Annotated in this window: 28 protein-coding genes; 9 read left to right on the forward strand and 19 right to left on the reverse strand. The window is 28.3% G+C overall.

Annotation, left to right across the window (positions count from 1 at the left end; translation table 11 throughout):
- The first annotated feature begins 141 nt into the window (after nt 1-141).
- From AC1XWJ_RS03280 to AC1XWJ_RS03290, 3 genes are read left to right on the forward strand one after another with little or no spacing between them, the layout of a single operon-like run.
- Nucleotides 142-876, forward strand: a complete 735-nt coding sequence (locus tag AC1XWJ_RS03280) for an HAD family hydrolase (RefSeq protein ID WP_483334467.1) — start codon at nt 142-144, stop codon at nt 874-876.
- Between the two features lie 37 nt (nt 877-913).
- Nucleotides 914-2,125 carry a chloride channel protein gene (locus AC1XWJ_RS03285; protein ID WP_483334468.1) on the forward strand — a complete coding sequence of 404 codons (1,212 nt, stop codon included), beginning with the start codon at nt 914-916 and terminating at the stop codon, nt 2,123-2,125.
- Between the two features lie 60 nt (nt 2,126-2,185).
- A complete protein-coding gene (locus AC1XWJ_RS03290) occupies nt 2,186-2,701 on the forward strand; it encodes an HdeD family acid-resistance protein (RefSeq protein ID WP_483334469.1) in 516 nt (171 codons plus the stop codon).
- A gap of 76 nt (nt 2,702-2,777) precedes the next feature.
- Here the strand turns inward: AC1XWJ_RS03290 and ppdK are convergent, their stop codons facing one another.
- The 8 genes from ppdK to AC1XWJ_RS03330 all read right to left on the reverse strand — a co-directional run bounded on the left by ppdK (nt 2,778) and on the right by AC1XWJ_RS03330 (nt 10,165).
- The gene (ppdK, locus tag AC1XWJ_RS03295) at nt 2,778-5,396 is read right to left on the reverse strand and encodes a pyruvate, phosphate dikinase (RefSeq protein WP_483334470.1); all 2,619 of its coding nucleotides are present in this window, start codon (nt 5,394-5,396) and stop codon (nt 2,778-2,780) included.
- A gap of 34 nt (nt 5,397-5,430) precedes the next feature.
- Nucleotides 5,431-6,252 (reverse strand): pyruvate, water dikinase regulatory protein, encoded by an 822-nt coding sequence (locus tag AC1XWJ_RS03300; protein WP_483334471.1) that lies wholly within the window; start codon nt 6,250-6,252, stop codon nt 5,431-5,433.
- A 1-nt stretch (nt 6,253) separates the two neighbouring features.
- Nucleotides 6,254-6,871 (reverse strand): CBS domain-containing protein, encoded by a 618-nt coding sequence (locus AC1XWJ_RS03305; protein WP_483334472.1) that lies wholly within the window; start codon nt 6,869-6,871, stop codon nt 6,254-6,256.
- Between the two features lie 129 nt (nt 6,872-7,000).
- The gene (locus AC1XWJ_RS03310) at nt 7,001-7,501 is read right to left on the reverse strand and encodes a methylated-DNA--[protein]-cysteine S-methyltransferase (protein ID WP_483334473.1); all 501 of its coding nucleotides are present in this window, start codon (nt 7,499-7,501) and stop codon (nt 7,001-7,003) included.
- A gap of 95 nt (nt 7,502-7,596) precedes the next feature.
- Nucleotides 7,597-7,911, reverse strand: coding sequence for a metal-sulfur cluster assembly factor (locus AC1XWJ_RS03315; protein WP_483334474.1), 315 nt, complete (start codon nt 7,909-7,911; stop codon nt 7,597-7,599).
- Between the two features lie 23 nt (nt 7,912-7,934).
- Entirely contained in the window at nt 7,935-8,810 is an 876-nt protein-coding gene (locus AC1XWJ_RS03320; protein WP_483334475.1) for an RluA family pseudouridine synthase, read from the reverse strand.
- Nucleotides 8,803-9,615, reverse strand: a complete 813-nt coding sequence (locus AC1XWJ_RS03325; RefSeq protein ID WP_483334476.1) for an NAD kinase — start codon at nt 9,613-9,615, stop codon at nt 8,803-8,805. Before AC1XWJ_RS03325 ends, AC1XWJ_RS03320 begins: the two co-directional genes overlap by 8 nt.
- A 7-nt stretch (nt 9,616-9,622) precedes the next feature.
- Nucleotides 9,623-10,165 (reverse strand): DUF402 domain-containing protein, encoded by a 543-nt coding sequence (locus tag AC1XWJ_RS03330; protein WP_483334477.1) that lies wholly within the window; start codon nt 10,163-10,165, stop codon nt 9,623-9,625.
- Between the two features lie 206 nt (nt 10,166-10,371).
- On the opposite strand from AC1XWJ_RS03330, the gene AC1XWJ_RS03335 reads away from it, so the two are divergent.
- Both AC1XWJ_RS03335 and AC1XWJ_RS03340 read left to right on the forward strand, forming a co-directional pair.
- Entirely contained in the window at nt 10,372-10,956 is a 585-nt protein-coding gene (locus tag AC1XWJ_RS03335) for a hypothetical protein (RefSeq protein WP_483334478.1), read from the forward strand.
- Between the two features lie 77 nt (nt 10,957-11,033).
- Complete coding sequence (locus AC1XWJ_RS03340; RefSeq protein WP_483334479.1) at nt 11,034-11,192, forward strand: LPXTG cell wall anchor domain-containing protein; 159 nt, start codon at nt 11,034-11,036, stop codon at nt 11,190-11,192.
- A 58-nt stretch (nt 11,193-11,250) separates the two neighbouring features.
- On the opposite strand, the gene AC1XWJ_RS03345 is transcribed toward AC1XWJ_RS03340, so the two are convergent.
- From AC1XWJ_RS03345 to AC1XWJ_RS03395, 11 genes are all read right to left on the reverse strand, one after another.
- Nucleotides 11,251-11,493, reverse strand: a complete 243-nt coding sequence (locus AC1XWJ_RS03345; protein ID WP_483334480.1) for a hypothetical protein — start codon at nt 11,491-11,493, stop codon at nt 11,251-11,253.
- A gap of 56 nt (nt 11,494-11,549) precedes the next feature.
- Complete coding sequence (locus AC1XWJ_RS03350; protein WP_483334481.1) at nt 11,550-12,224, reverse strand: transaldolase family protein; 675 nt, start codon at nt 12,222-12,224, stop codon at nt 11,550-11,552.
- A gap of 1 nt (nt 12,225) precedes the next feature.
- The gene (locus AC1XWJ_RS03355; RefSeq protein ID WP_483334482.1) at nt 12,226-12,882 is read right to left on the reverse strand and encodes an HAD family hydrolase; all 657 of its coding nucleotides are present in this window, start codon (nt 12,880-12,882) and stop codon (nt 12,226-12,228) included.
- Between the two features lie 154 nt (nt 12,883-13,036).
- On the reverse strand, nt 13,037-13,837 hold the full coding sequence (locus AC1XWJ_RS03360; RefSeq protein ID WP_483334483.1) for an SDR family oxidoreductase: 801 nt from the start codon (nt 13,835-13,837) through the stop codon (nt 13,037-13,039).
- 10 nt (nt 13,838-13,847) lie between these two features.
- Nucleotides 13,848-14,201: a PTS glucitol/sorbitol transporter subunit IIA gene (locus AC1XWJ_RS03365; protein ID WP_483334484.1), complete on the reverse strand. Its 354-nt coding sequence runs from the start codon at nt 14,199-14,201 to the stop codon at nt 13,848-13,850.
- 17 nt (nt 14,202-14,218) lie between these two features.
- On the reverse strand, nt 14,219-15,223 hold the full coding sequence (srlE, locus tag AC1XWJ_RS03370; protein ID WP_483334485.1) for a PTS glucitol/sorbitol transporter subunit IIB: 1,005 nt from the start codon (nt 15,221-15,223) through the stop codon (nt 14,219-14,221).
- Between the two features lie 12 nt (nt 15,224-15,235).
- A complete protein-coding gene (gene srlA / locus AC1XWJ_RS03375; RefSeq protein WP_483334486.1) occupies nt 15,236-15,787 on the reverse strand; it encodes a PTS glucitol/sorbitol transporter subunit IIC in 552 nt (183 codons plus the stop codon).
- A gap of 18 nt (nt 15,788-15,805) precedes the next feature.
- Nucleotides 15,806-16,246, reverse strand: coding sequence for a transcriptional regulator GutM (locus AC1XWJ_RS03380; protein ID WP_483334487.1), 441 nt, complete (start codon nt 16,244-16,246; stop codon nt 15,806-15,808).
- A 9-nt stretch (nt 16,247-16,255) separates the two neighbouring features.
- Nucleotides 16,256-18,172: a BglG family transcription antiterminator gene (locus AC1XWJ_RS03385; protein WP_483334488.1), complete on the reverse strand. Its 1,917-nt coding sequence runs from the start codon at nt 18,170-18,172 to the stop codon at nt 16,256-16,258.
- A gap of 148 nt (nt 18,173-18,320) precedes the next feature.
- Entirely contained in the window at nt 18,321-20,066 is a 1,746-nt protein-coding gene (locus tag AC1XWJ_RS03390; RefSeq protein WP_483334489.1) for an amidase family protein, read from the reverse strand.
- 237 nt (nt 20,067-20,303) lie between these two features.
- Entirely contained in the window at nt 20,304-20,858 is a 555-nt protein-coding gene (locus tag AC1XWJ_RS03395) for a sugar O-acetyltransferase (RefSeq protein ID WP_483334490.1), read from the reverse strand.
- A gap of 253 nt (nt 20,859-21,111) precedes the next feature.
- Here AC1XWJ_RS03395 and gnd point away from each other — a divergent pair, with 253 nt between their 5' ends.
- The 4 genes from gnd (at nt 21,112) to AC1XWJ_RS03415 (ending at nt 25,019) form a co-directional block, all read left to right on the forward strand.
- Complete coding sequence (gene gnd / locus AC1XWJ_RS03400; protein WP_483334491.1) at nt 21,112-22,527, forward strand: decarboxylating NADP(+)-dependent phosphogluconate dehydrogenase; 1,416 nt, start codon at nt 21,112-21,114, stop codon at nt 22,525-22,527.
- A complete protein-coding gene (gene zwf / locus AC1XWJ_RS03405) occupies nt 22,520-23,887 on the forward strand; it encodes a glucose-6-phosphate dehydrogenase (protein WP_483334492.1) in 1,368 nt (455 codons plus the stop codon). Before gnd ends, zwf begins: the two co-directional genes overlap by 8 nt.
- A 134-nt stretch (nt 23,888-24,021) precedes the next feature.
- Complete coding sequence (locus AC1XWJ_RS03410; RefSeq protein ID WP_483334493.1) at nt 24,022-24,561, forward strand: cell wall-binding protein; 540 nt, start codon at nt 24,022-24,024, stop codon at nt 24,559-24,561.
- Between the two features lie 245 nt (nt 24,562-24,806).
- A complete protein-coding gene (locus tag AC1XWJ_RS03415) occupies nt 24,807-25,019 on the forward strand; it encodes a hypothetical protein (protein ID WP_483334494.1) in 213 nt (70 codons plus the stop codon).
- Nucleotides 25,020-25,629: the final 610 nt, after the last annotated feature.

The raw sequence follows: 25,629 nt of genomic DNA on the forward strand, positions 1-25,629 counted from the left end.
TTTAAGGATATTTATCAAAAATTTTTATTAAGACATAAAATTATACATTTAAAATATATTTAAGACCTTAAGAATATTGTATTTTATCAAAAACTATGATAACATTAATCAAAATATATTTAAAAGGAGGTAATCTTATCAATGACCAATAAAAAAATAGCGGTATTTTTTGATATAGATGGAACCTTATATAGAGATTCATTGATGACTGAACATTTCAAAAAACTTATACGTTACGAAATATTAGATGAAAAAATTTGGATAAATGACATAAGACACCTTTACAATAGTTGGGATAAAAGAGAAGATGATTATGACAACTACCTTTTCGAATTATCTACTAGATACCAAGAAGCGATAAAAGGTTTGACAAAAGAAGAACTTGATTTTGTTGCAAGAAAAGTAATCCAACTAAAATCTGATAGAGTATATAAATATACTAGAAATATTATCAAAGATCACAAAGAAAAAAATCATCTAGTATTTTTTATTTCTGGAAGTCCAGATTTTCTAGTAGAAAAAATGGGTGAGAAACACGGAGTGTTTTTGAGTATAGGTAGTAAGTATATTATGGAAAATAATAAATTTACTGGTGAAGTAATTCCTATGTGGGATTCAGAAAGTAAGAACAATATGATTGATAAACTGGTATTAGAATATAATATAGATTTAGAAAAATCTTTTGCTTACGGAGATACTCAGGGGGATTATAGAATGCTTAGTAAAGTAGGTAATCCAATAGCAATTAATCCTAGCAAAGAATTACTGGACAATATTAAATCTAATAAAGAGCTGTATAATAAAGTTAGTATAATCATCGAAAGAAAAGACGTTATTTATAACTTGACACCTGATGTCAAAACCCTTAAAGTATAAAACATTTATTACAATTTAAACATTATTAGGAGAAAAAATGAAATCCAAACAATTAAATATTTTATTAATAAGTATTATTTATAGTTCAATAATAGGACTATTTGCATTCTTATTTCTTAGAATAGAATCTGCATTAACACATTTTCTTTGGCACACGCTAAAAGATAAGATTAACACATATAATATGCTATATAATTTTATATTAATTTTTACAGGTACTATTATTTTACTACTTATAAAAAAACTATATGGAGATGTACCACAAAACCATCACGAAGTAGAGCATATTTTTAAAAAGAATGGCAGTATAGGAAATTACAATATAATTCAAAATACAATTTCAGCACTAGTAGTTTTAGTTGTTGGAGCTGGAGTTGGACCAGAAGCAACTTTAATGGGAATTTTGTATGGATTGTCGATTTGGCAAGCTGATAAGGCACGCTATATTTTTCAAAATTATGAGAATTTTGTAACTCTTAAATTTAATAAAAAATTAGAACTATTATTCCATCCAACAAATTACCTAAAATCAAAAACAAAACAAAATACATTCAAAAAAGAAAAATTACTAAATATACTATTAATAATAAATGGTATTATTATATATGTACTCCTTAGCAATCTAGTAGATGCACCTGGATTTGTAACTAAAATAGGAAGTGTAGATAATGTTATAAAAACTATTCCTTATGCCCTACCCATAATTCCTATTGTTATAATTACAGGTTTCCTATATAGAGTAGCAGATAAGCAGATAGAGAAATTCATAAAAAATTCTTATACACTTAATCAAAAAATTATATTTGGAGGGATAGTAATATTTCTAGTAGCAAACTTTGCTCCTAATTTATTATTCTCTGGCCAACACACTATGCACCTAGTAGTTGATATGGCATTACAATTAAGTGCTGTATTTTTATTTTTATCATCCATTATTAAGTTACTATTTCTTTCTATCTGCCTAAATACTGGATGGAAAGGTGGAGATATTTTTCCATTAATGTTCTCCGCATTTTTACAAGGATATGCTTGGTCGGTAATTTTTCCGGAAGCTAACTCAACGGTAATGATTTCCATAATAGCAACTACTTTCTTAATAACTGTTAGCAAACAAGAAGTAATAGCTTTAATTGTAATTTCTCTATTCTTCCCTCTCAATGCAATTCCTATTGTTATTATATTTGGAGGATTAGCTATCATAATTAAAAGATTTATGAAAAAGAAAACAAAAAATAATGCTAATTTATAATTGACTTAAATTATAAAATTTGCTATAATTTAATGAAATTTTATGAAAAGAGGTTTATTTATGAAAAAATCAGAAAAATGGCTTTATATAATAGGTGGAATTTTACAAATTGTATTAGCTATCTATTTAATTGTAAATCCGGCAGTTAATTTACTTAGTATAAGCTGGCTTATTTCATTTGGGATACTATTAGGTGGTATATCTGAAACTGTAACTTATTTTAATATAGAAAAAGATGACCGTGATGGTTGGTTACTATTTTCTGGTATTCTTAATATTATAATAGCTATATATCTATTATCAGGATCATTCATAACTTTACCATTAGTTATTCCTGTTGTAATAGGTATCTGGTTAATAGTCTATGGAGTTATACGTCTTATTCGTGCATTCAAACTTAGAAGTAAACTACCTAACTTAAGTAACCTACTTATTTGGACTGGTATCTTAAGTATTCTAATTGGATTATTTGTATATTTTAATCCAATAATTGCAAGCTTAGCTGCTGCTTATTTAGTTGCTATATCTTTCTTATATCAAGGTGTAGTATTATTTATGGATGCTGTTAGAAAATAACTGTTAATCCAAAAACTTAAAAAAACAAAAACCGTGAAATTATATATTCACGGTTTTTTTACTATATTCTCAATTATTACTTATTCTTTATCGCTGTTTTAGCCGCAGCTAGTTTAGCTATTAAAACTCTGTATGGTGAACAAGAAACATAATCTAAACCAATATTTCCTACTAATTCTATAGATTTTTCATCTCCTCCATGCTCTCCACAAATACCTAACTTAATATCAGGTCTCGTTTGTTTAGCTTTGTTTATAGCTATCTTCATAAGTTCTAATACACCACTACTATCCAAATTAACAAACGGATCAGATTCTAGGATATTTTTCTTTTTATAAATATCTATAAATTTCTCTGCATCATCACGAGAATAACCAAAAGTAAGTTGAGTTAAATCGTTAGTTCCGAAACTAAAGAATTCTGCATAATTAGCTATTTCATCTGCTACCAAACAAGCTCTTGGAATCTCTATCATAGTTCCTATTTTATAATTAAATGGTTGATTGTAAAGTTGGATATCTTTTTCTAATAAATCTTCTATTTGATCTTTCAAATATTTCAATTCATCACTTATTCCTACTAAAGGAATCATAACTTCTACATTTACTTCAATTCCTTCTTTTTTAGCTCGAATAGCTGCTTGTCCTATAGCTTTTGCCTGCATTAAATAAATTTCTGGATAAGTTACACCAAGCCTACAACCTCTATGCCCCATCATAGGATTGAATTCTGCAATACTTTTAATCTTTTCTTTTAATTTCTCAACAGAAATCTCTAATTCATTAGATATTGTCGCAATAGTTTTGTCATCATGTGGTAAAAATTCATGTAAAGGTGGATCTAATAAACGAATATTAACAGATTTTCCTTGAGCTTCTTTGAATATTCTATAGAAATCTTCACTTTGTATCGGCTGTAATTTGTCTAAATGTACTTTTCTTTCTTCTTCATTATTTGATAATATCATTTTTCTAACAGAACTTATTCTATCCTCTTCAAAGAACATATGCTCTGTTCTACACAATCCTACACCTTCTGCTCCAAAATCAAATCCAACTTTTGCATCTTTTTCATTATCAGCATTCACAAAAATTTTTAACTCTCTTATATCATCTGCCCAAGAAATTATTTTTTTGAAACTATCTGTAAATGAAGAATCAGATTTAGCAATACTTCCCAAATAAACTTTTCCACTACTTCCATCAACAGATATAATATCTCCTTCTTTTAATATTACATCTCCTACTCGTAAAGTTTTTTCTTCATAATCAATAATCATGTTTTGAGAACCACAAACACAACATTTACCCATTCCTCTAGCTACTACGGCAGCGTGTGATGTCATTCCTCCTCTTGAAGTTACTATAGCTTGTGAGCTAACCATTCCTTCTATATCTTCAGGTGAAGTTTCTTCTCTGACTAATATTACATCTTTACTATTAGAAGCATTTACTGCATCTTCTGCTGTAAAATAAATTGCTCCTGTTGCTGCCCCTGGAGAAGCTGCTAGTCCTTGAGTTAATAGTGTTGCCTCTTTTAATGCTTTAGGTTCAAAAGTAGGATGCAACAATTGGTTGATATCATCCGAATTAATACGTAATAATGCTTCTTCTTTAGTTAAAATACCTTCTTCGACTAACGAAGCTGCTATTTCTACTGCAGCTAAAGCTGTTCTTTTACCATTTCTAGTTTGTAGAATATACAATTTCTCATTTTCTATAGTAAATTCAATATCTTGCATATCTTTATAGTGATTTTCTAAAATCTTAGTAAGAGATACCAATTCATCATAAATCGATGGTAACTCTGCTTGCAATACAGAAACTGGTTTCGGAGTTCTTATTCCAGCTACTACATCTTCTCCTTGTGCATTTATCAAATATTCTCCGAACAATTTATTTTCTCCAGTAGATGGATTTCTACTAAAGCAAACACCTGTTCCACAATTATCACCCATATTACCGAATACCATTGCCTGAATATTAACTGCCGTTCCTAACTTATCACTTATACCATTTAGTCTACGATAAACTTTTGCTCTATTATTATTCCAAGATTTAAATACTGCTTCTACCGCCAGCATTAATTGTTCTTGAACATTACTAGGGAATGGTTTTCCTACTTCTTTTTGATAAATTTTCTTAAATTCTTCTACTACTTTAAATAAATCATCAGGCGTCATATCACTATCTTGTTCATATCCTTTCTCATTACGAACACGTGTTAGTACCGCTTCAAATTTATACTTTTCTACTCCCATAACTACATCAGAAAACATTTGAATAAATCTTCTATAACTATCATAAGCAAACTTATAATCATTATTTTTCTTAGCCAAAACTATTGTAGTTTCATCGTTTAGTCCTAAATTAAGTATTGTATCCATCATACCAGGCATAGAGAATACTGCTCCACTTCTTACTGATACTAATAATGGATCTTCTAAACTTCCTAATTTTTTACCCATAGACTCTTCTAAAACCGCTAATTGTTCATTAATTTGCTTTATGATTTCCGGTTTTATACGCATATTATTTTCATAATAATCATTACAGCTTTCTGTAGTAATAGTGAAACCTGGAGGAACACTTATTCCTAGAGAACTCATTTCAGCTAAGTTAGCTCCCTTTCCTCCAAGCAAACTCTTCATATCTTTGTTACCTTCTTTGAAATTGTAAACATATTTTGTTGTCATATTATTAATCCCCTTTTATTTTTTTATTACTTCCTTAAATATTTGTTATATTAATTCCACGTTCTTTTATAATATCAATAATTATTTCAGCCGTTTCTTCTATTGCTTTATTCTCTACATTAATTACGGGACAATTTAATCTTTTCATTACACCGTCCGCATACTCCAACTCTTCAAAAATTCTAAGCTCTGTTGAATAACTATTTTGACTATTTACTCCCAAAGCTTTCATTCTTTCTTCACGAACTCCGTTTAGATGTTCTATAGATGTAGTTAAACCTATTATTTTTCTATTATCTATTTCATAAAGTTCTTTAGGTAAATTAACTTCTGGAACCAAAGGCAAATTCATTACCTTTATGTTTTTGTTAGCTAAATACATACTTAATGGAGTTTTAGAAGTTCTTGACACTCCTAGTATTACTATATCTGCCTCCAGCAAACCGTTCAAATCTTTTCCATCATCATACCTAACAGCAAATTCCAAAGCATCTACTCTTCTAAAATAGCTTTCTCCTAGTTTTCTAATTTCTCCAGGTCTATTTTTTATTTTTGTTTCAAATTTAACTTCCAAAGTTTGTAATAATTTTGTTAAAATATCTATTACTTCAACACCATTTTTCTTTGCTAGTTCCTTTGTATAGTTGGCTAATTCCCTCTTTACTATAGTTTGGACTATTACATCTTTATCCCTTATCCCTACAAAAACCTCATCAATATCTTCTTGAGTTGCTATCCCAGGAATTTTTATTATTTTGTACTCATCTTTAGTACAGTCAAATTGAGCAAGTCCAGCTCTTACTACGTCTGTTGCAGTATTTCCTAAAGAGTCTGACAGTACGTAAATATTTATCATCTTATTCCTCCAATATATCTAACAACAACCTAGTTATAGTTGTTTTTGATATTCTTCCTAAAACTTTTATTGAACCTTCTTCGTGACTAATTACAGGTAAGCAATCTATTTCATGTGTTATTATTTTTCTAAGTGCATCAGTCAAAGTTTCTTCCGTAGTTACACAAATAACGTTAGGAACCCTAGTCATTGCCATAGCTACGGGAAGATTATTACTGTTATTAGCTACTAGCATTTTTAACATATCTTTTCTTGATACTACTCCTGACAAACTATTACTATCATCCAAAATAAATACAGTACCAACATCATGTAGAAATAATCTAGATACTACTTCTGCTATACTATCTGTTATCTTTGATGTAATAGCTATTCCCATAACTTCTTTAACTTTGGTATCTTTTAATACATCATATTTATTATTATCCAAAAATGAACCGTTATAAAAATATCCTACATTTGTTTTAGACTCCAGTATACCCAATTTGACTAAAATTGATAGTTCTGTTCTTATCGTAGATTTGCTTAAAGATAGTTCTTTTGCTATATCATCACCTGTAATAGGTTCATAGTTTTTTACTATTTTTATAATTTTCTTTTCTCTATTAGAAAGTTCCATCACTTCCTCCTTTTCGTCACTACTGAAATTATACAACATAACAAAAATAAATGCAACATAATTTAGCTATTATGTTGCATTTATTTTGCGATTATACCGATTAAGACGATTATTAATTTGATTAATACATCATATTCTATTGTTTTTTTCTAAATTTAATAGTTCCCGTTTTCGTTCAATTCCCCCTAAGTACCCATGAAGTTTTCCATCTTTTCCAATAACTCTATGACAAGGTAAGACTATAGAAAGAGGATTCTTACCTATAGCAGTTGCTACTGCTCTTACCGCATTTTTGTTCCCTAACATAGTTGCTACTTCTGTATATGTTATCGTATTTCCATATTCAATATTACTTAAACTTCTCCAAACTTCTTTTTGAAATTCTGTTCCATACAAATCTATAGAAAAATCAAAAATTACAATATCTCCTAAAAAATAATGTCTTAGTTTTTCTTTATAAATTTTTAATTTTTCTTTAGAATTTATTATATTGCTATCTTTAATTAAAGTTTCTAAATCTTTTAGATTTTTCTCTAAATTTAAAATATTAACGTAAACTAATCCTTTGTCTGTACATGCAATAAAATACTCGTACTTATCTACTATTAATACGTCATAATAAATATTCATATCATCACCTCAAACATTTAAAGGCATACTAAATATTTTATTGTCAATAATTTTTTAAACAATAAATTTATTTAGTACACCTTCTTTAATATATCTTAATCGTAATCCACTATTCCTAGAGCTATTTTAGCATAGCGCGACATTTTATCTTTAGTCCAAGGAGGATCCCACACTAGTTCTACATCTACTTCATTTACTTCTTCAACAGTTAGCATAGCCATTTCTACTTGCTCAATAATTAATGGAGCTACTGGACAACCCATAGAGGTCAGTGTCATTTCTACTATTGCGTGACCTTCATCATTCATTTTTACATCATAAACTAAGCCCAAATTTACAATGTCTATTCCTAATTCAGGATCTATAACTGTTTCTAAAGCTTCAATTACTCTATCTTTTAACTCAGCCATTAATAACTTCCTTTCTTTACATTTTAAATATTAATTAAATCTTGCATATCTTCATCCAAATCACTAACAAATGATACCTTTTTATTAGTGATTGGATGAACAAAAGATAAACTATAACAGTGCAACGCTTGTCTATTTATAAGATTATCATTACCGCCGTATAGTCTATCACCCAATAAAGAATGACCTATATAACTGCAATGTACTCTTATTTGATGAGTTCGCCCTGTGTACAATTTTAGTTTTATTAATGTTGCATCTATATTTTTATAATATTTTATAACTGAAAGTTTTGTTTTTGCATAACTTCCAATATCACATACCTGTCTTTTTATAATACTATCAGACTGACGAGAGATATTAGCTTCTATAATTTGATTTTTCTTGATTTCCCCATCAGCTAATGCCAAATAATACTTATCTATATCAATTTTACCAAACAAAGCATGAATATGTCTATGTTTAGCTATTAATACTAATCCTGTTGTATTCTTATCAAGCCTAGTTACTATATGAGGAATAGTATTATAATTATTAATTCTAAAATAATAGTTAATATGCTCAAGAAGAGATTCGTCATTACTATTTCTAGAAGGGATAGTAGGTAAATTTTTAGTTTTATTTACAATCAAAAAATAATTATCTTCATAAATTATATTAATATCACCTTTTATAAATCGAACATTATTACTAAAACTCTCACTAGGCAAAATAATTTCAACAATATCTCCTACGGACAAATTATATCTGACATTTTCTTCTTTTCCATTTACTTTAATACTTCCATCTAAATCAAATTTTATTCTAGTTAATGTTTTTCGTGAAATATTATTAGTCAACAAAAAATCTCTAAGCAGCAAATTTTGTTCAACATTAAATTTTAAAACAATATTATTCACCTATAAATGACCTCTTTACTCTCTTCCAAAAACTAACATCGTTATATCTTAAAAATGATATTTTTCTAGTTTTTGATAGTGTTACTCTAATTTTTGAAAGTGATTCATTACTATAATATAATTGATCTATACTTAATCTATTATTAGTCGCTTGATGCCTTGGCTTTATAGTTAATACTTCATCTTTAGACAATATAAATGAATTACCTAATGTTCTATATACAAGATTATTAAGTGCAGCTATCTCTGTAACTTGAAATATATCCATTTTAGGATGGATAACAGATCCACCCAAACTTTTATTATAAGCAGTAGAGCCAGTAGGAGTGCTTATACAAATACCATCTCCTCTAAAATTTTCGAAATGTTCATCATTTATATATAACTCCGCAACATAAGTTGATCCCATAGAATTATTAAAAGTTATTTCATTCAAAGCATAATTTTTTGTTAACATATTCCCTTGCGAACAATAAGCTTCTACAGCTAATAAAGGATAACTTTCTACTTGTGGTTCTCTAAGCAGCATATCTTCAAATATCTTTTTGTAGTTCTCAACTTGATAATCCGTATAAAATCCTAAATGTCCCGTATGTATAGTAATAAATTTTACATAATTAACTATATCTAAATATTTTCTAAAAGCATTCAAAACTGTTCCATCACCACCTATAACTACAATATAGTCAGGTTTTTCTACATCTTCTTTCAAATTATTATTAATTAAAAAATCTTTAACTTTATTAGCAATTTTTACCGATATTTCATCTTCCTTAACTACAAAAGAAAAATTTCCTTTTAACATATTTCACCTATTTTATTATTTTATTGTAATGTTCCACCCATATATTAATAAATTCTTCTGAGAATGGTCCTAAATTGTTATCTATCCAATTTTGTAACTTTCCTACATTATATCTCAATATTTTATCCAAAGTTTCGCTGTATCCATATTTATATTTATGCAAATTATACTCATCTTCATCTAATAAAAAATATTTTCCATCTGGATATTTTTTTATATCTAAGTCATAGTCTATATATTTCACACCATCAATATCAAAAGCAAATGGAGAACCTAGATTGCAATAGTAATGTAGTCCATCTTCTCTAAACATACATACTATATTAAACCAACATTCTGCATGGAAGTAAACTAATGCTGTTTCTTTTGTTACCCAAGTTCTACCATCATGCTCTGTTACAGACGTTTTATTATTAGCTAATATAACTACTTGATCATTAGCTTCCAAAACTGTATTTTTATGCCAAATTCTATGTAACGATCCATCATGTTTATAAGCAATTATTTTTACAATATCACCTTTTTGCGGTTTAATATCGTCTCTATACATACGCTCTCCTTTCATAAATTATCAAATTAATCAACCTTTACTATTATATCATATTTTATATTAAGTTTGTTGCAAAATATACGAAAAATAAAACTGTTATATTAGTTAAATAAAAAAATATATAACAATCTTCCAAATAATTTTATGTTATTTTTAAGTCATATATGTTATAATTAATATAATTATTTAAAAAGAGAGGTATAAAAATGGGAAAATTAACGAAAATCATTTTAGTAGGGTTAGGAGCGTACGCAGTTAAATATTACCTTGATAATCCTAAAAAAGTTGACGAACATAAAGAATTAGTTAAAGAAAAATTAGATTCATCTATATCATATTCTAAATGTATGTGGAACTATACAAAAGAAAATGGTGTTGCAGCATCAGCGGAATACCTTACAGATGATCTAAAAAAAGTTACAAAAAAAGGTGCTGATTACGTTAGCCAAAAAGTAGGAGAAACAGTTGACTTAGGAAAACAATTAGCAAGTGATTCATCTGCTATAAAAGATAACGCTATGGATTTAAAAGAAAAAGGACTTGAATTAAAAGCTAACTTAGCTGATGCTACAAAAGTATTAAAAGAGGAAATAACTCCAACAATAAACAGTTATGTTTCTAATATTAAAGAGAAAGTAACAAATATCGGAGATAAAACAGAAGAAATAAAAGAAACTATCCAAGAAGATGCTGTATCAGAAAAAATAAATGATTTCAAAAACGAAACAGAAGAAAAATTAGAAGATATTAAACAAAGCATCAACGACGAAAAAGTAGAAGACAATAAATAATATTAAAATAACATAAGTAAATTTCTCTTTTTAATTTATTCAATTATAAACATAAATTTACACAGGAGGTGTTAAGATTGAAATTATTAACAGTAGATACCTTACCACAAACTGGAGAAATAATAAAAAATAATGGTCTATATATAGGGTTGGGACTATTAGTATTAATAATCTTGCTTTTTATTTGGAAAAAGAAAAAAGATAAGGAAGATACAGATAAACAAGAAAAAGAATAACAAAAGAAGCTCAATTAATTGTAATTACAACTAATTGAGCTTCTTTTGTTTCTATAAGCTATCTATTATTTAACATATTTAAATTGTTTACCAATTGTCTTACCGCATACCAAGAAATTAATATTATAGGTAAGTATATTAATAAATTTGTTATAGAGAAATAATTTTGAATAAAAAATAATATACCAGCTAAAATAAAACATAAGGAAGTTTTTATTAAATTATTTCTATATATTTTTAATTCATTATCTGCTAACTTATCTTTAGTTTCTTTAGGTATTAATTTTCCCATATATAACAAAACTAGAGAAATTATTCCTAACAGAATTACAATTAAGTAAATTATACTCCAACTATTTATAAGTAATCAACTACCTTTCTACCATTATACTTACTTTCCCAGTCTATTTTAAAATCTGCAACAGACTTATCTGTATAAGGATGCCAAATACTATCTACTAAAATCTTATCATCAATTGTTGCTGCATCTACCCCTAGAACTATTACATCTTTCACTTGTTTTTGATTTTTAAAGCTAGCTGCAAGAATTTTAGTATTTGTTCCCTCCAAGACTTTATTCATTTCATCTAACACTATTAAAGAATCTGATCCAATATTTTCCATTCTATTTACGTAAGGTGCTACATAATTTGCACCCGCTTTTTGGGCTGCAACAACTTGTAATGTTGTAAAAATAGCTGTCATTGTAACACCTATATTTCTTTTTCTACACTCTATCGCTGCCTCTAAACCTATCTTACTTATAGGAATTTTTATAAAAAATAATTCTCCAAAATATTCTCTTAATTGCTCTGCTTCTAAAACAATCTTATCTACCTCTTCAGCAGTAGTTTGAACATGAATTTCATAGTTATCTCCTACAAAATCTTTTATTTTTTTTAATTGTTCTGTTAAATCACCATTAATATTTGCCAATATTGTGGGATTAGTAGTTATTCCACTTATTTTGTAATATTTTGATATATCTTTTATTTTATCTATATCTGCACTATCAATTAAAATTTTAGTCATATCAATTCTCCTTATTTAAGAACGTTATTACCTCTCCTAAATTATTCAAAACTTCGGTAGCTTTTAATTTAGTATCTTCATCAGGCTGGATAGAATCTGGAATCATTATAGATTTCATATTAGCAGTATAAGCCGCTTGAATACCAAATTTAGAATCTTCTAATACTAAACAATTACTAGGTGAAACATTTAATCTTTCTGCTGCTAACAAAAATATATCTGGTGCAGGTTTACCATTTTCTACTTCTTCTCCACTAGAAATTACATCAATATAATGTTCTAAATTGTTCTTTCTAAGGTTATTATTAATATGTTCTAAATCTGAAGAAGATGCTACCGCAATTTTGTAATTATTATTTTTTAGAAATATTAATAATTCTTCTAAATATGGCATTTTATTAGGTCCAGTAGAAAATAAAACTTCTTCAATTTTTTTGTAATGATCATCAACCAGTTTTCTTCCATCAACATTTTTGTCGGAAAAATAATCTTCATAAAAATCATAAATAGCTTCTTTTTTAAAACCTAACACTAAATGTGTCTCTTCTTTAGTCATTGTATAACCTTGCTTTTTTGCCATTTCTATAAAAGCATTTGTAGATAAGCTTTCTGTATCGAACATCAAGCCATCCATATCAAACAATATAGCTTTAATCATAACAATTTCCCCTTAAATATAATTTATTTTATAACTATTGTTAGTTAAATTATAACACTATACTTAAATCTTAAAAAGTAAATTCTTATTAAAATATAAAGTATGTACTTTTATACATACTTTATATTAATAAATATTTCTAACTACAGAATATCTATCCTCTAGTTTTTCCACCAGCTATATTGTAAGTTACCCCATGTATATAACTAGCTCTATCACTAGATATATAGACTACTAAATCGGCTACTTCTTGTAATTTACCGTCTCTTCCTAAAGAAGTTGTTTTTGTGTTAGTATATCCTTCTCGTAACTTATCTATTGTAATGTTTCTTGTGTAAGCTAATGCTTCTTCGTATGCAATAGTTCGCAATCCTGTTGCCTCTAGTATTCCTGGAGCAACCCCTACAACTCTAACTCCGTATTTTCCTAATTCTTTAGACCAAGATCTAGTAAATGAATTTACAGCATTTTTGCTTGCTGCATAGATACTTTGTCCTTCAGAACCTTCCAAACCAGATTCAGAAGACATATTTACTATCACTCCAGAACCTTTTTCAACAAACACTCTTCCTACTAATTGAGCAGCTAAGTAAACACCTCTAACATTTATATTCATTACTTTATCGTATACATCATCACTTAATTCGTATTTACTATTAGGATTATCTTTATCTATCAATAAAGTAGGTATATTAATTCCTGCATTATTTACTAGAACATCTATCGTTCCAAATTTATCTATAGTAAAGTTAACCATATCCTCAACTTCTTTTCTCTTACTTATATCACATTTAAAATATAATAATTTGGGATTATCTGATTTTTGTTCTACTATATCACTAACAACCACGTTGCATCCTTGATTCAAAAACTCATTAGCTACTGCTTTTCCTATACCAGATGCTCCTCCAGTAACAATAACAGTTTTTCCTTCTAAATTTAACCAACTAGTCATTTTTTTACCTCTATTTCTCTATTTTGATTACAGTTCCTATTTCAATATTAGGACAGGGCTTGTTCTCTACAATAATTGCTCCTGGTAAAACTTCTGTTTCACCAGTGAAATTTACAGTTATATGTCCTAATGTAACTAAATTTTGTTCTGCAATATCTCCAACTAGCATTATTTCAAAAACTTCATTATCAATTATTAGCTTTTGTCCTTTTTCTATTTTGGCATTAGTGTTCTTTACATCAACACTATAACAATAATCTTTTAAAGTATCTGGTGCACTATCTCCAAAGGTTATTAGCATTTCATTACCAAATTCACCTACCAATGCTCCTTTTCCTTTTACAACATTTTCGTATACTATCATAATAAAACCCCTACAAATTAATATAGTCCAAAACTCGCTACCCAAGCAGCAATTACCCTAGGAACCCCTATAATAAACCTAGAATAAAGAACAGATACAACTCCTACTTCTACTGTTTCTGGCTCTGCTTCTGCTAGTCCTAACCCTACTGGTATAAAATCACAAGCACATTGCGTATTAATTGCAAATAATGCTGGTAATGCTAAACTTGGTGGTATATTTCCTTTTCCTATCTCTACACCAATTAAAGTACCTATTATTTGTGCAATAACCGCCCCCGGTCCTAACAATGCTGATAAGACAGGTATCGAACATACAAATCCTAAAATAACAAGACCATAGATATTTCCTGCTAGAGGCGTAAGTAATTTCGCAAACCAATTACCAAATCCTGATCCTTGAATAATTCCGATAAGCATAGCAACAAATGCCATAAATGGTAAGATAGTTGTTATCATTGATTGCACCGCATCTCTTGCAGCTTGATATAAAGTATTAACAACTTTTCCTGCTCCCATTCCAACTCTTTGGATAATTGATGATTTAGAATTTTCTGCTAATGTTTGAGAAACTTTTTTGTCAGCACTATATTTGAATTTGCGCTCATCGTTTGCTTCACTTTCTACTACTGAATCAATTTCTCCTGAACTTTCTACTGAGTTAATTTGATCTAATCCTACTGCTGATACATAAATATCTTCTTTTATAAATTTAGCTAATGGGCCACTAGGACCAACTGGCATTATGTTGATTGTAGGAATTCTTTTTTGTGGATAAATTCCGCAACGTAAAGTTCCGCCACAATCTATTATTGCTAAAAATATTTCTTCATCAGGTACAGAAGTTTTAAAGCCGTTTACAGCTCTACATCCAGTAAGTTTAACTATTTTTTCAACTATCTCTGGCTCTGCCCCTCCTCCAGTTATATAAAGAAGAACATCTTTTCCTTTTTTAGGTTGAACGACCAAAGGTCCCCCAAAACCTCCACTACCCTTTTCTATTTTTATACTACCATATCCCATACTAATTTCCTCCTATTTGTTAGCGTGTAACTCGTTACTCAATACAATACCTTGCTGTTTCATAACTATCTTCGTTGTAAAGTCTGTTACCCAACCTGCAAAAAAGTTCATAACTAATCCAACAAGTAAATATCTTAAACCTAATGATGTTACATTAAGACCTAATTGTTGAATACCATTAGCTATACCTAAGTAAATAAATATTTCTCCAACATTAATATGTGGAAATATCCCACTGTTAGTATGACAATGATAAGACGCTGAGGCATAGTAACTAGGCTTCATACGTTCTGGTAAAAATTTTCCCATAGATAAAGCCATAGGATTACCTAACATAAACGCTGATAGAAATGGCAAAATTCCGTATGCTAAAATTACATTCTTAGAACAAATCTTAGCGAAGTTGTCTACTCTTTGTGGTCCTATAAAAGCAATTAATGCATTCATAAATACTAAAAGTAGTAAAACTTTAGGAATAATACCCGTTACCCAACTTACAAATACCTTTCCTCCTTCATCAAATAATGAAGTGAATCCTGATGCTAAATGAACTATATAATCCATAAAATATCCTCCTTTGATTTATATTAATTTTAATTTTTTTGTTAACTTAACTAATGGGCTGTCTGGAATAGGAATTTCTTCTCCTCTTGATAGTGTTTTGAAATTCAAAACTCCATCCAAAACTGCACTTGTTAGTGATTTTGATAACTTAATCGCTTCACAATCTCTAACATTGATAGTTCCTACTTTAATTCCATTAAAGTAGTCAAACTCTCTAAATCTTGCAAGAACTGTAACTCCCTGCATAGCATAACCTTGCAAAACTTTATCGTTGCTATCTATAGCGAGCATTACTATTGCTCCCGCTCTAGCCAAACCTTTTTTTCTTCCAATAACAACTCTACCTTTTGAGCGGAGTATTCTATAATTTTTGGTAAAGTTTTGCATTTGTATATAACTAAATAAATACTGCAAAACAAATGCTAGCAACACTATTATTCCTAATGCTAAAATATTCATAAGTCCTCCTTATCTGTACAAATTAGTATTTTTTATAAAGTAATTTATAAAATCTGTATAATTTTTTACTTTTACAATTTCATTAAGTAATTTTGTATCTTTCATGATATCTATAAGTTCATCGTACGTTTTAACTAATAACATTGAATTAGAATTTTCTTCTGGAATTGCTGCCAAGAATATTATTTTTAAATCTTTGTTATCCGAGAAACCTTCTTCACTAATATTTATAGCTATTAACAACTTATCCTTAATTTTGTAATTAAATGTATGTGGAAAAGCAATATTTTTGGAAAATATCATAGAGGACTTTTGACCTCTTTCTATTATTCTATCCAAAAATTTCTCGTCTATTAATTCTTTTTCATGTAGATTTGTTATCATATCATAAAGATTTTCAGTATAGGTTTTGCTACTATCACCAACAAAAAACGTATCTTCTGTGATAGAGCTTAATAATATTGATTCCATACCTCTAATAATTGGCATATTCATTTTACCTATATACCTCAAGAAATTAATTTCTTTACTTAAATAATCTAAATCTAAAATTTCATTTTGAATAATTACCGTAGTTTTCGTTTTGAAATTCATTTTTGTAGTAGATATTATTAAAGTATAAGAATCTAAATCCATATTTTCATAAGGTGTGGCTACATCAATAGATATATCTCCAGTAAACAAACTTTTAATTTGTCTTACGATAAGTTCTCTAAATGCTGGTCCAGAATCTGTAATAACCAAAATATTTATGTTTTCTTCTTCAAAATTTATTTTGCTAATAAACGTTTCAAAATAAATTGATAAATAGCATATTTCATCTTCTGATATTTTATAGCCGTATTTATCCTCTATAACTTTACTTGCTATTTGTGCAATTTTATAAGACATTAAATATTTTTCTTTGATCATTTCTTTCATATTATTTTTGTAGCGTATACCGTATCGTTGACGTTGCATTAAAAAATAAATATGATAAATAAATTCTTCCATTATCTCCGATATATCAATATCAATACCGTACTCTTCTCTTATCTTTAAAAATATTTCCTCTACTAATGTAATATATTCCTTATCATAATTTATAGTAATGTTATTTTTATTCATCTTTGTAGGAACACGCATAGTAGCAAAACAAATAGTTACAAATTTTTTATCATCTATGGAAAGAGTTATGTCATATTTTTTGTGAATATAGTCAAATACATCATCAATAAAATCTCCCAGATAAAAATCTAGTAATTCTTTATATTCTTCTTTTGAAAAATTAAGTTTAAAATCATTGGCACTTCTATCAACAGCAACAGTTAAATATTTTATAAATTCAGATTTCATTTGAAAATCAACATCATATTTTACAAACAACTTATCTATATATTTTATATCTTCTACACTAAAAATATTTTCTTTGTACTGATAGTTGTATATATTTGACAAGACAAATAAACGAATATCTTTTTCATTACCTACTAACTTTATTCCTTGATTAGACTTGCCTATGATGGTTAAATTATAATCAGATATTATTTGTTTTAACTTCTTTATATCATTATTTAATGTTGTCCTACTGACCATCATCTCAAAAGCTAAATCATCTATTAAATAACTTTGTTTAATTTCGATTAATTTTTTAAAAATATAGACAAGTCTAACTTTGCTTGAATCAAAATTTGTATACATTTCATATATCTTACTCTTTATCTTTATATATTCTTCTATCGTTATAATATATAAAGTATAATTTAATTTATCTTGTTTAATATACGCTACATCTTGGAACATATAGTTTAAATCTTTTATTTCATTTTGAATTGTTTTTGTACTAACCTTTAGTACATCTATCAAATACTTTTCTTGCACAGAAAAGCTTTCTTCCAAAATATTAAGTATTTTCAGGGTTCTATTATCATAATTAAATATTTCCAATTACACTCTCACCACCTATAACTATTATAATAAATTTTGTACAAATAATTAATACAGTTTTTTTCTGAAATCAAGAAATTTATTAATTTAATAAAGTAAAAAAGAAGATATAAAATTATTAGTAATTTTTATACCTTCTTTTTTATCATTATAATTCACTATTTTTTATTGCTGAGGTTTTGGGCAAGACTTTTTTATTATTTTTAACAGTTCTGTTTTCGTTATTCTCATCTATAGTTTCTTTATTATTTTTTGAATTTAACAACTCTTTTTCAGTTTTATTTTCTTCTTTTTTAATATTTGCAGAATTATCAGCTAAACTATTCATCTTAAACAAATTGTTTTCTTCAAATAATTTAGCAAAGTCCAGTAATACTTTGTCCATACCCCAAGAACCGTTTAACATAACACCTAAATGTAAATTATCATTAGTTTTATATACAGGCAAAGTAATCGCCGGCTCTCCTGTCAAATTTGCTATTTGCGTAAAAGGTGTTCTTTTTAACATAGGTTCCCATTGTCTAAGTAACAATACTAATCTCTCTTCTTCAGAAATATTCTCTATGTTTAGCATATTTAATTTATCTTCATCATTTATATAACTATCTGTCAATAACGGTGCTGTATCAGCAGTTGTAGGAGTTAAAAATATAGGGTATTCTTTGTGAAAATTCTCCATAGTTAATTTATATTTTTCAATGTTATTCCAAGACTCGACAATCATCTGCTTTAATTTATCTTTATTTATGTCCCTATTAGTAATATATAATGCCCAAACTAACGGATCAACATCATATTTTGTCAACTTATTATTACTTAGATATTTTTCTAAATTACCAACAATTCCACCATTAGCTATTGATAAAGTCGTATAATCTTGCATTATCAATCTTCCATCAATGGGGTTATCTACCTCTTCTACAACAAATCCTTTTTCTTTCAAAAATTTTACAGTATTCAAAACAGCATTTCTAGCATCTAGACTTACTTCTGTACCCATAGGTGATTTTAAACTATATCCTATTTTCAATTTTTTTATATCTGATATTTCTTCTAACTCATACTCTGGCTTTTTTAATGCTTCTAGCAGTGCAACTGTATCAGCAACATCTTTTGTTATTGGAAAATGCGATGCAAGTGTTTTAGAATCTTTTTTACTGTTGTCTGTTAGTCCTCTACTAGTTTTCAATCCTATAAGTCCATTCCACGCCGCTGGTATTCTAATTGATCCTCCTGCATCACTAGCACTAGCAACTGGCACCATACCAACTGCAACACTTACAGCAGAACCTCCAGAAGATCCTCCTGCATTATAATCTTTATTGTGCCCATTCTTAGTAGCGCCGTAGAGTTTAGAATCTGTTATATTTCTAAGTGCTAGCTCTGGATAATTTGTTTGACCTAATATTATAAATCCTAGTTGTTTAAATTTTTTTGCATAGCTTCCATCTGATTTTGATAATGGTTTATCTTTATTTATCATTAACCCATTAGTATTCTCTCCACCAGAAACTGTATGACCAATACCTTTAAGAAGTAAAGGTACCCCTAAAAATTGTTGCCCTGTATCTTTCAAATTATCAGCTTCTTCAAGTGCTAACTCTTTTCTAGTAGTAATTACTGCATTATAATCCTTATTCTCTTCCATTATGTCATAAGCTATTTCTACTAACTCTCTACTAGTAACTTGTTTATTTCTAACCAATTCTGCTAATTCTAATGCTGTTTTACCTTTGTATTCTTCTTTGGTTATTTTATAAGCAGGCGTATTAATAGTACTTTCTACATTTTGTTCTACTGAAACATTATTTTGCTCTACATTATTAGCAAATGCTACTACGTTAATATTAAATAGTAACATCAAAATAATTATAATGTTAAATTTCTTTTTCATAATTTATATAATTCTCCCTTATACACATGATAAATTTTAATCAAAAAATAATAATTACTTTTTAACCAATCTGTCCATAAATTATATCATAACTTTTATAATTATCGATTTATTTTGAACTGAATCGATTTTATAATAAATTTAAAATATATTCATTCCAATAATTTTTTACAATGAAAAAATATCAAGTTTAACAAATAAAAAGAAGACATAAATCTTTTATATCTTCTTTTGTATTTAATCTATTCTTTTTATTACTTTACAAGGAACTCCTGCTGCCAAAACATTGTTAGGAATATCTTTATTAACTACACTTCCTGACGCAATAACAGAATTGTCTCCTATTGTAACTCCCAGTAAAATAGTTACTCCTCCACCTACCCACACATTATCTCCTATGTTTATAGAATGAGCATATTCAAGCCCTTCATTTCTTGTATCTTGGTCAAGGGGATGATTTACTGTATAAATACCACAGTTGGGTCCTATAAATACATTATTTCCTATATTAACATTAGCGCAGTCCAAAATTACTGTATTATGATTAACAAAAAAGTTGTCTCCTATCGATATATTATAACCATAATCACAGAAAAAAGGTGCTTCTATATTGAAAATTTCTTTAGTTCCACCAAAAAGTTTCCTTATAATTTTTTCTTGTTCGTCTTTGTCTGACGGCTTTGTATTATTAAATTCATAACATAAATCTTTAGCTATCATTCTATCTTTGATCAAATCAGGATCTCCACTATTGTAAAGAAGACCAGACAACATTTTCTCTTTTTCAGTCACTTTAGTTCTCTCCTTCGTAATTTTATAACAATAATCTAATAGAATTGCTAGTCATATTTAACAGAGTAACAATTTATTATATATATTTAATTTTAACACAATTACTAATTTAGATAAATATTACATTAAATTAATAATTATAAAATATATATTATAAAATTTTAATAAAATATTATTTTTAAACAATTTTACTTATCATTGAGTACAATTAGTGGTATAATCTAATTTATATTTGAATTTTTAGGAGGATTATATGTCAAAAAATCATATAGCTGTAATAGGTTTATCTGTTATGGGAAGTAACCTTGCATTAAATATGGCAGATAATGGTTATAAAGTTGCAGTTTATAATCGTACAACATATGTAATGGAAGAAATGATTAAAAATTTCCCTCACAACAATATTGAAGGAAAAACTACTATAAAAGAGTTAGTAGATAGTCTTGCTAAACCTAGAAAATTTGTAATAATGGTTAAAGCAGGAGCTCCAGTTGATGCTGTAATTGATCAATTATTAGAATATGTTGAAGCCGGAGATATTATTATCGACGGAGGCAATTCATATTTCAAAGATACTCAACGTAGATACGACTATCTACTAGAGAAAGATATTCACTTCTTTGGAGTAGGTATTTCTGGTGGTGAAGAGGGAGCAAGAAGAGGCCCTGCTATTATGCCTGGAGGAAACGAAGAAGCATACAAAGAAATTCAACCTATTCTAGAAGATATAGCTGCAAAAGTTAACGACATCCCTTGTTGTAGTTATACTTCAACTGGAGGAGCAGGACATTATGTAAAAATGGTTCACAATGGAATAGAATATGGTGATATGCAACTTATTTCTGAAGCTTACACTATTCTAAAGCATTTAGGTAACTTTTCTAATGATGAATTACAGAATATTTTTGAAAAATGGAATAGCAAAGAATTAGAATCTTACTTGATAGAAATAACAGCAAATATCTTTAAAGTAAAAGATCCTGATGCACAAGGATATTTAATAGATAAAATATTAGATAAGTCTGGGCAAAAAGGTACAGGAAAATGGACTACAGAACAAGCTGTTGACTTAGGTATTGATATTTCTGTAATATCTAGTGCCTTAAATGCTAGATATATGTCTAGTTTCAAGGATGAAAGAGTTAAAGCAGAAAAAGAGTTTGGTAGCAAAGCATACGAACTATTCTCAGATAGAGAACAACTTATAAAACAAGTAAAAGAAAGTTTATTTACAGCCAAATTAATCACATACGCACAAGGTTTTAAATTGCTGCAAGCTGCAGAAAAAGAATATAACTGGTCATTTGATTATGCTCAAATAGCAAAAATATTCCGCGGTGGATGCATTATTCAAGCCAAATTATTACAAAATATAATTGAAGCTTACAACAATAATCCTAAGTTAGAAAACCTTATTTTTGATCCATTCTTCAAAGAAACAATAATTAAAAATCAACAAAGTTTAAGAGATACTGTAACTCTTGCTATTAATAATAGAATACCTACTCCTTCTCTAATGAATGCTATATCATACCTAGATGTCTACACTACTGCTAACAGTGGAGCAAATCTAATACAAGCACAGAGAGATTACTTCGGTGCTCATACATTTGAAAGAACAGATAAAAGTGGTAATTTCCACTATGATTGGGTAGGAAACAATGAATAGTGCTATAACTATATTTGGAGGAAGCGGAGACCTTACATATCGTAAACTACTTCCTGCAATGTATAATCTTCACGTATTAGGTCAACTAGAAGATGATTTCAAAATAATAGGTTTAGGACGTAGAGATTATACTACCAAAGATTACATAGAAATAACTAGAGAGTGGATGAAAGATTATTCTCGTAAAAAATATGAAGAACAAACTTTTGATGAATTTGCTAAACGTATAACATATTTCAAAATAGATATTTCACTAGAAAGTGAATATCAAAGACTTCAGGAATTTTATATAGAAAACAATATAGAAAAACATATTTATTACTATGCAGTTGCTCCGTCAATGTTTTTAAAAATTACAAATGGATTAAAAAAATATTGTAGTGATAATGATGCAAAAGTAATAATTGAAAAACCATTTGGTGAAAACTTAGAAAATGCTACAGAATTAAATAGTAAACTTGCCGAATTTTTTGGACAAGATGAGATATATCATATAGATCACTATTTAGGAAAAGAGATGATTCAAAATATTTTGTCAGTTAGGTTTAATAATGCTATTTTCAAAGGCATTTGGAATAAAGACTTTATAGATAGTGTTCAGATAACCGCAGCAGAAAGTGTAGGAGTAGAAACACGTGCTGGTTACTACGATAAAAGCGGTGCTATAAAAGATATGGTACAAAATCATCTTCTTCAAGTATTATCTATTGTAGCTATGGAAGAACCAAAAGGTAAAACAATGGAGAAAGAACAATTAGCTCTTCTAAAATCTCTTAAAAAAATAGAAAATGTCGATGATAACTTAATAATGGGACAATATAATGGCTATTTAGAAGAACATAATATAGACCCAAATTCAAAAACTGAAACATACGCAGCTATGAAAATAGAAATAGATAACGAACGCTGGCAAGGAGTACCTTTCTTCATTAGAACTGGAAAAAAACTTGCAACACGAGAAAGTCAAGTTATTGTTAAATTCAAGTCTGCAAATAATGCTCCTGCAAATCTATTAATAATCAAAATTCAGCCATCAGAAGGAATATTCCTAAAATTTAATGCCAAAAAGCCTGGAACTGACAATGAACTTCAAGAAGTTTCTATGGATTTTTGTCAAAGCTGCATTTTAGAAAATAGGATGAATACCCCTGAAGCCTATGAACGATTATTAAGAGCTTGTTTTATTGGAGACAGAATGCTATTTTCTAAATGGGATCAAATAGTTGCTTCTTGGAACTATATTAATGATCTTTTAGACAAATACAAAAAATCATCTTCTAAACTTTATACTTACGAGCAAGGAAGTATGGGGCCAAGAGACGCGGATAGACTTACAGATTGGATTTTGGATTTAGAATAAAAAAGTTTGAAGTAATTAATATATTACTCAGACTGTTGACAAATAGCTAATATATGTCAACAGTCTGAGATAGCACTATCTATCTATTATGTTCAAAAAGAACGCCAAAATAAAAATTTAAAGGAGATTTTATTATGAAAAAGTCTAAACTGTTATTAAGCACATTGCTTGTAGGAGCTATCGTTGTAAGTGGATGTTCTAGTAAAGAAGAAACAAAGTCTACAACAGAGTCTTCATCTTCTAGTTCATCAAATAAAACAGAAACTTCTAAAGATAAAGTTTACGGATTAAATGAAGATTGGGTAGTAGATGGGCAGTGGAAATTAAAAATTGATAATGTTACAACTACGACAGAAAGAAATCAATTTTCTGAAGATAATCCTGCACAAGTTGTCGTTATTACCTATACGTATGAAAATCTAGGTTATACGGGAGAAATACAAGATTTATTCTTTACACCTAAACAAGTCGTAGATGAAGGTAAAAAGGTAGCAAAATTATATCCTGCTGGAGCTAAAAAATATCCATCATCTGTACCAGAAGGTACTATTATGGAAGGTGCTCAAGAAGCTTACGGATTAATTACAGAAAGTAAAACTATTAAAGTTATATTTGAAAAATATGACAATAACAAGAAAATACAAAAAGCTACATTTGAAGTTCCTGTAAAATAAACCCCACTTGATACAATCAAGTTTTAACTAAACAGACCGATAGTTTTATCGGTCAGATAAAAATAAAAAACCTCCTCCACTTCGCCAAAAGTGAGAGAGTATTCCAATAAGCCCACTTTGAGCCTTTTATTCTCGTCAAAATAAAAATTATTATCTCAAAGTTGCTTAAGATAAAATACACTAGTTTACCAACTAATATTATACGTTTCTTAATAATGCAAATTTTTAAAGAAGCGTATTTTTTTGTGCATAAAATTAAATTAGAAAATGGAAAACTTAAATTTGTAGAAAGCTACACTGGTCTTGACGAAAAGCGTCACAGGGTTTCGGTTACTAAAAACAACCAAACTAGAGCAACTGAAAAACAGGTTTATCAGGAATTACAGGAAAAAATAAATAAAAAACTTAACAAAGATGCAGAATATAAAAATGTAGGATATTATATTGATGAGTTTTAAAACATAAAAAGCTATATCGCTGATAATACGTATACTCGTTATATACAGGTTTTAAAACTGCTTAATAAAGACATATTATTAAATAATTTAAATAAAAATCATCTCGAACATTATATTAATAGTTTAAGAGATAGGTATTCTCCTAGTTCGTTAAGAACATATAAAACTACACTTAATACACTTTTTAAATATATCAAAAAGTATCATTATAATGATTTTGATTTAATTATAGACTTTACATTAGCTAAAGAGGATAAGGCTAGAGAAAAACAAAAAATAAAATATATAGATACAAATCAAATAGACGATATTTAAAAAATAACCCAACATATTATCCGCGATTTTGTAACGGTGCAACTATTAACTGGATTACGTGCAGGAGCATTATTGGCAATTACTGAAGATGATATTGACCTAAAAGTGGTTTTCTAAAATGTTAATAAAACCAGACACAGCAACGGTAATATAACAGCTCCTAAAACACTTAGTAGTATTAGAAAAATAGAGACAAGTTCAAAAATTTATTGAAATTCTAAAGAGACATTTAACTAATAGTCGTTACATCTTTGATATGACCTTATCAAATTTTAATTTTCATTTGAATAAATTA

The organism is Gemelliphila sp. 1F1, from assembly GCF_056897515.1.